This is a genomic window from Amycolatopsis sp. NPDC045836 (genome assembly GCF_056431745.1).
In genome coordinates this window covers 1-11,400 of the sequence record NZ_JBWKKF010000005.1, presented here as the reverse complement: position 1 = coordinate 11,400, position 11,400 = coordinate 1, and the positions used below count along the sequence as shown (strand labels likewise).

Annotated in this window: 13 protein-coding genes; 4 read left to right on the top strand and 9 right to left on the bottom strand. The window is 71.8% G+C overall.

The genetic code is table 11. The features are described 5' to 3' along the window. Position 1: 1 nt before the first annotated feature. A complete protein-coding gene (gene miaA / locus AC07EG_RS09785) occupies positions 2–889 on the bottom strand; it encodes a tRNA (adenosine(37)-N6)-dimethylallyltransferase MiaA (protein ID WP_478252641.1) in 888 nt (295 codons plus the stop codon). Continuing rightward, positions 886–1,581, bottom strand: coding sequence for a class III extradiol dioxygenase subunit B-like domain-containing protein (locus AC07EG_RS09780; protein WP_478252640.1), 696 nt, complete (start codon positions 1,579–1,581; stop codon positions 886–888). The genes miaA and AC07EG_RS09780 overlap by 4 nt, the downstream gene beginning before the upstream one ends. A 182-nt stretch (positions 1,582–1,763) precedes the next feature. Between AC07EG_RS09780 and AC07EG_RS09775 the strand changes: the two genes are divergently transcribed. Continuing rightward, positions 1,764–3,098 (top strand): DUF349 domain-containing protein, encoded by a 1,335-nt coding sequence (locus AC07EG_RS09775; protein ID WP_478252639.1) that lies wholly within the window; start codon positions 1,764–1,766, stop codon positions 3,096–3,098. Between the two features lie 160 nt (positions 3,099–3,258). Here AC07EG_RS09775 and AC07EG_RS09770 read toward each other — a convergent pair whose 3' ends face one another. From AC07EG_RS09770 to AC07EG_RS09750, 5 genes are all read right to left on the bottom strand, one after another. Continuing rightward, positions 3,259–3,738: a GntR family transcriptional regulator gene (locus AC07EG_RS09770; protein WP_478252638.1), complete on the bottom strand. Its 480-nt coding sequence runs from the start codon at positions 3,736–3,738 to the stop codon at positions 3,259–3,261. A gap of 88 nt (positions 3,739–3,826) precedes the next feature. Then, complete coding sequence (locus AC07EG_RS09765; protein WP_478252637.1) at positions 3,827–4,294, bottom strand: Rv2732c family membrane protein; 468 nt, start codon at positions 4,292–4,294, stop codon at positions 3,827–3,829. Continuing rightward, positions 4,291–5,754: a tRNA (N6-isopentenyl adenosine(37)-C2)-methylthiotransferase MiaB gene (gene miaB / locus AC07EG_RS09760; RefSeq protein WP_478252636.1), complete on the bottom strand. Its 1,464-nt coding sequence runs from the start codon at positions 5,752–5,754 to the stop codon at positions 4,291–4,293. The genes AC07EG_RS09765 and miaB overlap by 4 nt, the downstream gene beginning before the upstream one ends. 44 nt (positions 5,755–5,798) lie before the next feature. Next, on the bottom strand, positions 5,799–6,146 hold the full coding sequence (locus AC07EG_RS09755) for a type II toxin-antitoxin system PemK/MazF family toxin (protein ID WP_478252635.1): 348 nt from the start codon (positions 6,144–6,146) through the stop codon (positions 5,799–5,801). After that, on the bottom strand, positions 6,146–6,370 hold the full coding sequence (locus AC07EG_RS09750) for a ribbon-helix-helix protein, CopG family (protein WP_478252634.1): 225 nt from the start codon (positions 6,368–6,370) through the stop codon (positions 6,146–6,148). The genes AC07EG_RS09755 and AC07EG_RS09750 overlap by 1 nt, the downstream gene beginning before the upstream one ends. Before the next feature lie 95 nt (positions 6,371–6,465). Between AC07EG_RS09750 and AC07EG_RS09745 the strand changes: the two genes are divergently transcribed. After that, positions 6,466–7,392, top strand: coding sequence for a TAXI family TRAP transporter solute-binding subunit (locus AC07EG_RS09745; protein ID WP_478252633.1), 927 nt, complete (start codon positions 6,466–6,468; stop codon positions 7,390–7,392). Here AC07EG_RS09745 and AC07EG_RS09740 read toward each other — a convergent pair. Continuing rightward, complete coding sequence (locus AC07EG_RS09740) at positions 7,382–8,782, bottom strand: sensor histidine kinase (protein WP_478252632.1); 1,401 nt, start codon at positions 8,780–8,782, stop codon at positions 7,382–7,384. The genes AC07EG_RS09745 and AC07EG_RS09740 overlap by 11 nt on opposite strands. Positions 8,783–8,785: 3 nt before the next feature. Further along, entirely contained in the window at positions 8,786–9,460 is a 675-nt protein-coding gene (locus tag AC07EG_RS09735) for a response regulator transcription factor (protein WP_478252631.1), read from the bottom strand. A 244-nt stretch (positions 9,461–9,704) separates the two neighbouring features. On the opposite strand from AC07EG_RS09735, the gene AC07EG_RS09730 reads away from it, so the two are divergent. Both AC07EG_RS09730 and AC07EG_RS09725 read left to right on the top strand, forming a co-directional pair. Next, on the top strand, positions 9,705–10,433 hold the full coding sequence (locus tag AC07EG_RS09730) for an amino acid ABC transporter ATP-binding protein (protein ID WP_478253074.1): 729 nt from the start codon (positions 9,705–9,707) through the stop codon (positions 10,431–10,433). A 40-nt stretch (positions 10,434–10,473) separates the two neighbouring features. Continuing rightward, positions 10,474–11,292 (top strand): glutamate ABC transporter substrate-binding protein, encoded by an 819-nt coding sequence (locus AC07EG_RS09725; protein WP_478252630.1) that lies wholly within the window; start codon positions 10,474–10,476, stop codon positions 11,290–11,292. Positions 11,293–11,400 lie beyond the last annotated feature (108 nt).

Genomic DNA, 11,400 nt, shown 5'->3' with positions numbered 1-11,400 from the left:
GTCAGAGCTTATCCAGCACCCGCTCGGCCAGTTCCGGCGCGGCGCCGGGAAACCAGCGGATCCGCTGGTCGCGGCGGAACCAGGAGCGTTGCCGCCGCACGAACCGGCGGGTCGCCTGCGCGGTGGCCGCCGCCGCGGCTCCGAGGTCGTCCCCGTGCTCCAGGACCTGCTGGTAACCCAGTGCCCGCGAGGCGGTTTTCCCGTCGCGCAGCCCGTGCCGCTCCAGTTCCCGCACCTCGTCGGCCAACCCGGCGGCGAACATGCGCTCCACCCGCAGGTCCACCCGGGCGTCCAGGTCGGCGACCTCGCGGTCGATCCCGATCATCGCGGTGCCGTAGCGCGGCTCCCCCGGCCGGGGCAGGTTCGCCGAAAACGGTTCGCCGGTGATCTCGATGACCTCCAGCGCACGGACGATCCGCCGGGTGTTCGACGGCAGGATCGCCGCGGCCGCCTGCGGATCGAGACCGGTGAGCCGCTGGTGGAGCACGGCCGCGCCCGCTTCGGCGGCTTCGGCCTCCAGCCGCGCGCGGACCGCCGGATCGGTGCCGGGGAACCGGAGTTCGTCGACGATCGCCTGCACGTACAACCCGGAACCGCCGACGAACACCGGCACCCGGCCCGCGGCGATCAGCTGCTCCGCGCAGGCGCGGGCCTCGCGCTGGTAGGCCGCCACGGACGCGGTTTCGGTCACGTCCAGCACGTCGAGCAGGTGGTGGGGCACACCGCGGCGTTCCTCGGCGGTCACCTTCGCGGTGCCGATGTCCATGCCGCGGTAGAGCTGCATGGCGTCGGCGTTGATCACCTCGCCACCCAGTGCGGTGGCGAGTGCGACGGCCAGTTCGGACTTGCCGGTGGCGGTCGGGCCGACCACCGCGATCGGCCGGATCACGCCCTGGTCCAGACCGCGACGTGGTACCCGACGCCGAACGGCGCCCCGGTGTAGAGCAGTTCGGCGTGCCAGGTGGTGCCCTCGGCCAGCGAGGCGAGCACCTGCCACGGGAACCGCCCGCCCGCGCCCAGTTCGGCGCAGGAACCGGCGTCCAGCGCCAGCAGTGCGCCGGTGTCGGCGTTGGCGAGCGCTTCGGCGACGGCGGTGTCGAACTCGGGGGCGCGCTCGTGCTCCCCGCCGGGTGAGCGCGGACCGTGCCGGTTCGCGCCGTCGCCGAGCACGAGCAGGCCGTGGCCGGGGTGCCGTTCGGCGAGCGAGGCGGCGACCTCGGCGCTCCGGTCGGCGGGGGTGTCCGGCGGGAACCCGTGCACCGTGGCCTCGGCGGCCCCCGCCCGTTCACGCAGCCAGCCGGTGATCAGCGCGGACAGCGGCAGTTCGGCGGGCTCGGCCCCGGGCGCCTCGGACAGCCGGACGCCCACGTCGACGCCGTACCCGCGGAACGAACCGCACGCGCTGGGCGGGGTGGTTCCCTCGCCGGTGCCGACGGCGATCCAGCGGCTCGCGACCTCGGCGAGCCTGCCCGCGGCGGTCACGCAGGCGGTCCGCAGTCCAGCGGTTTCCCGGCGCGCCCCGGCGGCGATTTCGGGCACCAGCAGCGGCGGCTGCGGCACCACGACGGCACGTGTGATCACGCTGTCCGACGTTACCCCGCCACTCGAAAGCGGGTCCTGATGCGAGCACCATGTACCACGACGCGCCTTGACCTGTTTGAATGCCACGACGGACACGAGCGTGGTCCGGCAGCGGCACGACCCGGCCCCACCGTTGGTGGGGCGCCCGCGCGAGCGGGCGTACAGGCGATAAGGAGCCTGCCATGGCGGAGAAGACAACCGAGGGCACGCAGGAAACCGCGGCCCCGGAAGCCCCGGCACCCCACCCGGTGCCGCACGCGCACACCGTTGGCCAGCCGGTTCCGCCGGTGCCGCCGGCGGAACCACACCCGGACCGCTGGGGCCGGGTGGACGAGGAGGGCACGGTCTACGTTCGCGGGGCGGACGGTGAACGCGCGATCGGCGTGTGGCAGGCGGGCACCCCGGAAGAGGGCCTGCTGCACTTCGCGCGCCGGTTCGACGACCTGCGCACCGAGGTGGAACTGCTGGAGACGCGGCTGGCCTCGGGAGCCGGTGATCCGAAGCACGCGCTGACCAGCGCGACGCAGCTGCGCGACGGCCTGGCCGACGCGGCGGTGGTCGGCGACCTCGCGGCGCTGGCCGTCCGGGTCGACCACGTGATCGCGCACGCCGAACGCTCGCTCGCGGACGCGAAGCAGGAACGCGAGCAGGCTCGCGAGGTGGCGGTCGGGCGCAAGCAGGCGCTGGCCGAGGAGGCGGAGAAGATCGCCGCCGACTCCACCCAGTGGAAGGCCGCGGGTGACCGGCTGCGCGCCATCCTCGACGAGTGGAAGACGATCAAGGGCGTCGACCGCAAGACCGACGACGAGCTGTGGCGCCGGTTCTCCAAGGCCCGCGAGGCGTTCAACCGCCGCCGGGGTTCGCACTTCGCCGAGCTGGACAAGCAGCGTGCCGCGGCGAAGTCCCGCAAGGAGGAGCTGATCGCCGAGGCCGAGTCGCTGGCCGACTCGGATGCCTGGGGGCCGACCGCCGCCAGGTACAAGGAACTGATGGGCGAGTGGAAGGCCGCCGGCCGCGCCCCCAAGGACAGCGACGACGCGCTGTGGCAGCGGTTCCGCGCGGCGCAGGACGCCTTCTTCGCCCGCCGCTCGGCGGCGTTCTCCGAGCGCGACGCCGAGTTCTCCGGCAACGCGGCGAAGAAGGAGGAACTGCTCGCCGAGGCCGAGAAGATCGACCCGGCCGCGAACCTGGAGGCGGCGAAGGCCCAGCTGCGCAAGGTCCAGGAGCGGTGGGACGAGATCGGGAAGGTGCCGCGGGAACGCATCCGCGACCTCGACTCGCGGCTCAAGGCCGTGCAGGACCGGGTGCGCAGCGCCGAGGAAAGCAAGTGGCGCCGCACCGATCCCGAAGCACAGGCACGGGCGGCCCAGTTCCGGGAGCGGGTCGAGCAGTTCGAGTCGCAGGCCGCCAAGGCCAGAGCCGCCGGTGACGAGCGCCGCGCGAAGAAGGCGGAGGAACAGGCGGCGCAGTGGCGGGAATGGCTGGACGCCGCCGAACGCGCCATCGCCGACCGCTGAGGTTCGTGAAGGGTGGGGCCTCCTCGCGCTGATCGCGAGGAGGCCCCACCCGTCCCAAACAGGCGGCACAGCGGCGAGACGCCACCGAACGCGCCAGCCGCCGAAGTGCGAGAAGAGGGGTCTCCTCGCACCAAATACAAGGAAATCTGTCCTTGACCGGTCAGGGACGCGGCAAGCTTCGACGGCGCCGCGCCGGGACCGGGGCCGGCCGGGTGCGGGCAGGCGGCGGGGTGGGCTGGTGCGTTTGCAGGTAGGCGGCCCGGGTGTGGTCGACGTGCTCGCGCATGATGCGGGCCGCGGACTCCGGGTCCTTCCGTTCGATGGCGTCGACCAGGGCGTGGTGTTCCCGCCACGCCTGGGCCCCCCGTTGCCGGGTGATCGCCGGGTAGTGGGCGCTCACCCGCAGGTCGACCTGCCCGACGAAGTCCAGCAGCGCCGGGTTCCCGGACAGTTCGGTGACGCACTCGTGCAGGGTGGTGCTCGCGGCGACCATGCCGTCGACGTCGTCGGCGGCGCTCGCGGCTTCACCGTCGGCGCACAGGGCACGCAGCCGCCGCACCTCGTCCGCGCCGGCGTGCTGGGCCGCCAGCCGGGCTGCTTCGGCCGCCAGCACGGCCTTCACGGCCAGTAGCTGCTCCACCTCTTGACCGGTTGGGTGCATACCAAACCCCCACACGTTCGGGTGCGTGAACGACACTTTGGGTGAACCCTACCGGCGGCGGGCGGGTTCAGCTGCGCGACCAGGCCGCGCGCAGCCACTGGAAGGCGATCACCACGGTGGCGATCACCGCGAGGACCAGCCCGAACCCCGGCCCGCCCCCGACCGCGCCGCTGGCCTGCGAGGACTGCTGCGACCAGATCGCCAGCATGCCGTCCACCGAGGCGAACCAGCCGCCGATGGCGCAGACCCACGCGATCCACCACCGCCGCGTCACCAGCAGCAGCATCGAACCCAGCACCCCGAACCCGGTCGAGGTCAGCGCGAACAGCTGCGGGATCGGCCCGGCGTCCCCGGCGAGCACCCGCCAGCCGGGGTGCTCGCCGACCCAGGGCAGCAGCATGCCGACGATCAACACGAACACCGCGATCGAGACGACCAGGGCGCGGTGCCCGAGGTCGACCGTGCGCGATGCCTTGCGCACCACCTGGTCGACGTCGGCACCCAGCTCGTGCTCGGGGTTCGGCGGCGTGCTCACAGCGCGCACCCCCCGGTGGCCACGGGCAGCGGTGGTGGCGCGCCGATGCCCGGCAGGCCGAGGCTCACCCCGTTGGTCTTCGGCCGCAGCCCGGCTTCGGCGTTGTCGCCGGCCCGGGTGCGGCGGTGCGAGAGAAGTTCGCCGTCGGCCACCAGGTGGTGCGGCGCGCCGTAGGTGATCACGGTCTCCACCACGTCGCCCGGCCGCACGTGCCGCTCGCCGGGGGTGAAGTGCACCAGCCTGCCGTCGCGGGCGCGCCCGCTCATCCGCATCGTCTCGGCGTCCTTGCGGCCCTCACCGGCCGCGACCAGCAGCTCGACCCGCCTGCCGACCAGCTTCCCGTTCTCCTCCCACGCCACCTCGTTCTGCAGCGCGACCAGCCGGTCGTAGCGCTCCTGCACGACCTCCTTCGGCAACTGCCCCGGCATCTCGGCGGCGGGCGTGCCCGGCCGCTTCGAGTACTGGAAGGTGAACGCGCTGGAGAACCGGGCCTGGCGGACCACGTCGAGGGTGGCCTGGAAGTCCTCTTCGGTCTCGCCGGGGAAGCCGACGATGATGTCGGTGGTGATCGCCGCCTCCGGCATCGCCGCGCGCACCTTGTCCAAGATGGACAGGAACCGGGCGGACCGGTAGGAGCGGCGCATCTGCTTGAGCACCCGGTCGGAACCGGACTGCAGCGGCATGTGCAGCTGCGGGCAGACGTTCGGCGTCTCGGCCATCGCGTCGATCACGTCGTCGGTGAACGCGGCCGGGTGCGGCGAGGTGAACCGGACGCGCTCCAGCCCGGCCACCGAACCGCACGAGCGCAGCAGCTTCGAGAACGCGTCGCGCTCGCCGAACTCGACGCCGTAGGAGTTCACGTTCTGCCCGAGCAGGGTCACCTCGAGCACCCCTTCGGCGACCAGCGCCTCGACCTCGGCCAGGATCTCCCCCGGCCGGCGGTCGCGTTCCCTGCCGCGCAGCGAGGGCACGATGCAGAAGGTGCAGGTGTTGTTGCAGCCCACCGAGATCGACACCCAGCCCGAGTACGCCGAATCGCGGCGCGCGGGCAGCGTGGACGGGAAGGTCTCCAGCGACTCGAGGATCTCCACCTGCGCCTCGGTGTTGTGCCGGGCGCGTTCGAGCAGGGCGGGCAGCGAGCCGATGTTGTGCGTGCCGAACACCACGTCCACCCACGGCGCCCGCCGCACGATCTCACCGCGGTCCTTCTGCGCCAGGCAGCCGCCGACGGCGATCTGCATGTCCGGCTTGGCGGTCTTGGCCGGGCGGAGGTGGCCGAGCGTGCCGTACAGCTTGTTGTCGGCGTTCTCCCGCACCGCGCAGGTGTTGAAGACCACCACGTCCGGCGCGTCGTCGGTGGCGGGCACGTAGCCCGCCGCCTCCAGCTGCCCGGCCAAGCGCTCGGAGTCGTGGACGTTCATCTGGCAGCCGAACGTGCGGATCTGGAAGGTGCGGGACACAAAAGCTCCTTTGGCGAATCTGCCTCCAGGGTAGGCCCCGCCGGTCACAGCCCGAGATGCAGGCGCAGCGCCGCCTCCAGCCGCTCCATCAGCGCGGGCGTCAGCTTGCCCGCCCGGCGGCCGACCCGCTCCACCGAAACCGACCTGACCTGCTCGGCCTGCGCCTTCGAGTCCACCGCCAGCCCGCACTCGGCCGCGGGCAGCAGCACCTGGAACGGGAACACCCGGCGCACGTTGGAGGTGACCGGCACCACGGTGACCACCCCGCGGCCCAGCCGCCCGGCCACCGCGTTGGCGCCGTCGTTGCTCACGATCACCGCCGGTCTGGTCTTGTTCGACTCGCTGCCGCGCGCGGGGTCGAAGTCGACCAGCCGGATCTCGGCCCGCCGCATCAGCGCGTCAGCACCCCGTCCCCGGTGGCCGCGTCCCATTCGGCCTCGTCGCCGCGGGCGGCCCACTCCTCCCACGCGGCGCGGTAGTCGTCCTCCAGTTGCGAGGCCCGCAGCAGTTCCAGCGCACGGTGCACCACGGCCGAGCGCGACGGCACGTCCGCCGCGGCGGCGTAGTGGTCGATGAAGGCCACGTCCTCGTCGGAAAGGCTGACGCTCAGTTTCATACCGCTCATGCTACTTGGGGTGCCACCACGGCACTACCGGATCGTAACCGGGATGTACGACACTTCCGGTCGCGGAACTGGCACCATCTGCGGGCGTGACAGCTCTGACACGGGTGACCGCCGCCGTGCTCCTGCTGCTCACCGCGCTGACGGCCTGCGGACCGGACTTCACCGGCACACGGCTGCGGATCGCCGCGGGCAACGACCGGGGCGTCTACTACCAGCTCGCGCAGCCGCTGGCCGGGGCGTGGGCGGCCGGGCTGGCGATCGACCGGCCGGAGGTGCAGCAGACCCGCGGCTCCCCCGACAACCTCGCGCGGCTGCGCGCGGGGACCGCCGACGTGGCGTTCAGCGCGGCGGACGTGGCCATCGATCCCAGCGGCGGCCCCCAGCTCGTCGCGCTGGCCCGCATCTACGACGACTACCTGCACGTGGTGGTCCGCGCCGACTCGCCGGTGCGGTCGCTGGCCGACCTGCGCGGACGCCGGGTGGCCATCGGTTCCCCGGAGTCCGGGGTGGCGGTGATCGCGCAGCTGCTGCTCAACGCCAGCGGTCTCGGCGACCCCGGTTCGCTGACCGTGCGCTACCTCGGCCTCGACGAATCGCTCGGCGCGCTGGAACGGCAGGAGATCGACGCCTTCTTCTGGTCCGGTGGCCTGCCGACCAATTCGATCAGCACGCTGGCCAACCGGATCCCGCTGCGGCTGATCGACGTCGGCGAGGCGATGCCCACGATGCGCCGGATCAACCCGGTCTACCGCACGGCCACCATTCCCGGCTCCACCTACCCGCAGTCCGGCGGGCCGGTGACCACGCTGGTGGTGCCCAACTTCCTGGTGGTGCCGACGACCATGTCCGACGACGTGGCCGAGGCGCTCACCCGCGGGTTGTTCGACGCGCGCCCGGAACTGGCCAAGGCGAACACCGCCGCGTTGTCGATCGACCTGCGCCCGGCGATCGAAACCGCGCCGATGGCGCTGCACCCCGGCGCGATGCGGTACTACCGCACCCTCAAGGGCTAGCGGGCAGTTCCACGGTGATCCTGAGCCCCCCGCCCTCGGGCAGGTCGAGCTCCAGCTTGCCGTCCGCCCTGGCCACGATCTCCGCGACGATCGACAGCCCGAGGCCGGAACCGGCCACGTTCTGGTGCGCGGTGCTGCGCCAGAACCGGTCCGTGGCGCGTTCCAGTTCCTCCGCGCGCAACCCCGGCCCGTGATCCCGCACGGTCAACCGCACCGTGTCTCCCCGTGCCGAGGTCTCCACTCGAACCGCGGTACCGGCGCCGGTGAACTTGAGCGCGTTGTCCAGCAGGGCGTCCAGCACCGCTTCGAGCCCGCGCGGCGGCGCCAGCGCGCGCACCCCGTCGGTCGAGCCGACCACTTCGAGGTCCACCTCACGCGCGACCGCGACCACGTTCCAGTCCGACGCCCGGTCGGCCACCACGGTGTCCACGTCGACCGCGACGAGTTCACCCGCCGACGCTTCCGCGCGCGCCATCGACAGCAGGCCGTCGAGCACCTGGTTCAGCCGGTCCGCCTCGGCGACCGCGGCCACGCGGTGTTCCTCGGCTTCCACGGCCACGTGGCTTTCGAGGTTGACCAACCGCAGCTTCAACGCGGTCAGCGGATTGCGCAGCTGGTGCGACGCGTCGGCCACGAAAGCCCGTTGCGCGGCCAGCGCTTCCCCCACGCTCGCGGCCATCATGTCGAACGAGCGGCCCAGCTGCCGCAGTTCGGCGGGCCCGCCTTCGTCCCCCACCCTGGCCACCTCGCGCCCGCTCACCACGGCCTCGACCAGCGACCCGGTGGCCTCATCGAGCCGGCGCACCGGCCGCAGGATCCAGCGCACCAGCGGCAGCGCCACCAGCAGGGCCAGGCAGAAGGCGATCATGCCGATGGTGGCGATCAGCACCCACCACAGCATCACCTCCTGGCGCGCCTGCGCGGTCGGCGACTCGGTCACCACCACCCCGCGCACGTCGCCGTCGATCAGCACCGGCTCGGCCAGCACCAGCGTGCTCTCGTCCCACGGCACCAGCATCGGCCCCGGCTCGGAGTGGCGGCCCGCCAGCGCCGACTGCACCTGCCCGGCGACCCGGGTGTCGGCCAGGTCGAGCCGGACCGCGCCGGGCACCGTGCCGGAGGTGGCCGTCGGGCGGCCGTCCTGGTTGAGCACGGCCACCGCGATGCCGTAGACCTCGGCGTACCGCCGCAGTTCAGCGGTGATCAGGTCCGGCTGGCCCTGGATCAGCGGCCGCTGCGCCAGCGAGGCGAACCGGGCGGTGTCGGTCAGCCGGTCGAGGAACAGCGTCTGCCCGGCGCTGCCCGCCACGCTCAGCGCCAGCGGCACGCCGAGCCCGAACACCAGCAGCGCGACCAGCGAAAGCACCGTGGCCTGGAGCCGGAGCCGCAATGATCACTCCCCGTCCGGGCGCGCACCCAGCCGGTAACCGACCCCGCGCACCGTCTCGATCAGCTCGGCGCGGCCGAGCTTCGTCCGCAGGGTAGCGACATGGACGTCCAGTGAGCGGCTCTCCGCCTGCCCGCGCCTGCCCCACAGCTCGGTGAGCAGCCGGTCCCGCGAGCAGACCGCACCGCCCTCGGCGGCGATCAGCTTCAGCACGCCGAACTCCTTGCGCGAGAGCGTGACCACCTCACCACCCGCGGTCACCTCGTGCCGGTCGAGGTCGATCACCACGTCGGCCACCCGGATCGCGCCGGTGGCCGCCCGCGCCGGTTCCCCGCGCCGCCGCCGGACCGCGTGCACCCTGGCCACGAGCTCGTCCACGTCGTACGGTTTGACCAGGTAGTCGTCGGCGCCCGAGCGCAGGCCGAGGATCCGGTCGTCGACCTCCCCGCGGGCGGAGACCACGATGATGGCGACGTCGCTGATCTCCCGGATCCGCCAGCACAGCACCATGCCGTCCACGTCGGGCAGGCCGAGGTCGAGCAGCACCACGTCGGCGTCGGCGATCCGGTCGAGCACCTCCGCGCCCGAGGCCAGGCGGCGGACCGACAGGCCGCGGCGCAGCAGCGCCGGCACCAGTGCGTCGGCCACCCGGTCGTCGTCCTCGACGAGCAGAACGCGCACGCCGGCTCCTTTCCCCGCGGGGGTTGAGATCGATTTGAAACCCTAAGTGTTGGTCAAGCGGGCTTTACACCCTGACGGAGCAGAGTAAGTTTCCGCCATCGCCGACTCGTCATGCGCGAAAGGGCCCAGTCCAGACCTGCGACAAGGGCCGTATACGGGGTGTGACTAGAGTTACGGCAACCAAGAAGGACACCGCAGCTCGCCGCCTGGAGGCCAGATGACCACAGCGACGCCGGCGCCGCCGATGATCAAGGCGGCCGCCGTGAACAAGTTCTTCGGCGACCTGCACGTGCTGCGCGACATCGACTTCGAGGTGCCGCGCGGCCAGGTGGTCGTGGTGCTCGGCCCGTCCGGCTCGGGCAAGTCCACCCTGTGCCGGGCGATCAACCGCCTCGAGCCGATCAACTCCGGCGAGATCCACGTCGACGGCAAGCCGCTGCCCGCCGAGGGCAAGGCGCTCGCCGCGCTGCGCGCCGACGTCGGCATGGTCTTCCAGTCGTTCAACCTGTTCGCCCACAAGACCATCGTCGAGAACGTGATGCTCGCGCCGCAGAAGGTCCGGAAGGTCTCCGCCGCGGACGCCCGCAAGACCGCGATGGAACTGCTGGAGCGCGTCGGCATCGCCAACCAGGCCGACAAGTACCCGGCCCAGCTCTCCGGCGGCCAGCAGCAGCGCGTGGCCATCGCCAGGGCGCTGGCCATGCGGCCGAAGGTGATGCTGTTCGACGAGCCGACCTCGGCACTGGACCCGGAGATGGTCCAGGAGGTGCTCGACGTGATGACCAGCCTGGCCGCCGAGGGCATGACCATGCTGGTGGTGACCCACGAGATGGGCTTCGCGCGCCGCGCCGCGCACCGGGTGGTGTTCATGTCCGACGGCGAAATCGTCGAGGACACCACGCCCGACGAGTTCTTCACCAGCCCGAAGTCCGACCGCGCGAAGGACTTCCTCGGCAAGATCCTGACCCACTAGGAAGGAACCTGATCAGATGCGGTTGAGTCGAGTTCTGCGTATGAGCGCAGTCGTCGCGGTTGCGGGCCTCACGCTCGCCGCCTGTGGTGGCGGCGAGGACGGCGGCAGCAAGAACCTTGTCGCGCGGGCCAAGGAAGACAAGAAGATCACCATCGGGATCAAGTTCGACCAGCCGGGTCTCGGTCTGCAGACCCCGTCGGGCAAGCCCGAGGGCTTCGACGTCGACGTGGCGAAGTACATCGCCAAGGAGCTGGGCGTCGAAGAGTCCGGGATCACCTGGAAGGAAGCGCAGTCCGCCGAGCGCGAGAACCTGATCGAGAAGGGTGACGTCGACTTCATCGTCGCCACCTACTCCATCACCGACAAGCGCAAGGAGAAGGTGGCCTTCGCCGGTCCGTACTTCGTCGCCGGGCAGAGCCTGCTGGTGCGCGCGGACAACACCGACATCACCGGCAACACCGCCCTCAACGGCAAGAAGCTGTGCTCGGTCAAGGGTTCCACCCCGGCGCAGAAGATCAAGGACGAGTTCTCCAAGGAAGCGCAGCTGCAGGAGTACGGCAAGTACTCCGACTGCATCACCGCGCTGGAGAACGGCAGCCTCGACGCGCTGACCACCGACGACGTGATCCTGGCCGGGTACGCCGCGAAGAACCCCGGCAAGTTCAAGCTGGTCGGCCAGCCCTTCACCAAGGAGAACTACGGGGTCGGCCTGAAGAAGGACGACGCCGAGAGCCGCACCGCGATCGCCAACGCCATCCAGAAGATGCAGCAGGACGGCAGCTGGAAGAAGTCGCTGGAGACCAACGTCGGCCCGTCGGGTTACACCATCCCGGAGCCCTCGCCGCTGACCGAGAAGTAAAACCCGCAACCGAATGACCCCCGGCGGGGGGGGGGGGGGGGGGGGGTGGGGGGGGGTGGGGGGGGGGGGGAGGGGGGGGGGGGGGGGGGTTGTTTCTGCTGGTGCGCT

Bases quoted from the DNA above. Each gene is read 5' to 3' on its own strand.
- AC07EG_RS09775 (WP_478252639.1), top strand. From the start codon at position 1,764: ATGGCGGAGAAGACAACCGAGGGCACGCAGGAAACCGCGGCCCCGGAA.
- AC07EG_RS09755 (WP_478252635.1), bottom strand. From the start codon at position 6,146: ATGCGGCGGGCCGAGATCCGGCTGGTCGACTTCGACCCCGCGCGCGGC.
- AC07EG_RS09750 (WP_478252634.1), bottom strand. From the start codon at position 6,370: ATGAAACTGAGCGTCAGCCTTTCCGACGAGGACGTGGCCTTCATCGAC.
- AC07EG_RS09730 (WP_478253074.1), top strand. From the start codon at position 9,705: ATGATCAAGGCGGCCGCCGTGAACAAGTTCTTCGGCGACCTGCACGTG.
- AC07EG_RS09725 (WP_478252630.1), top strand. From the start codon at position 10,474: ATGAGCGCAGTCGTCGCGGTTGCGGGCCTCACGCTCGCCGCCTGTGGT.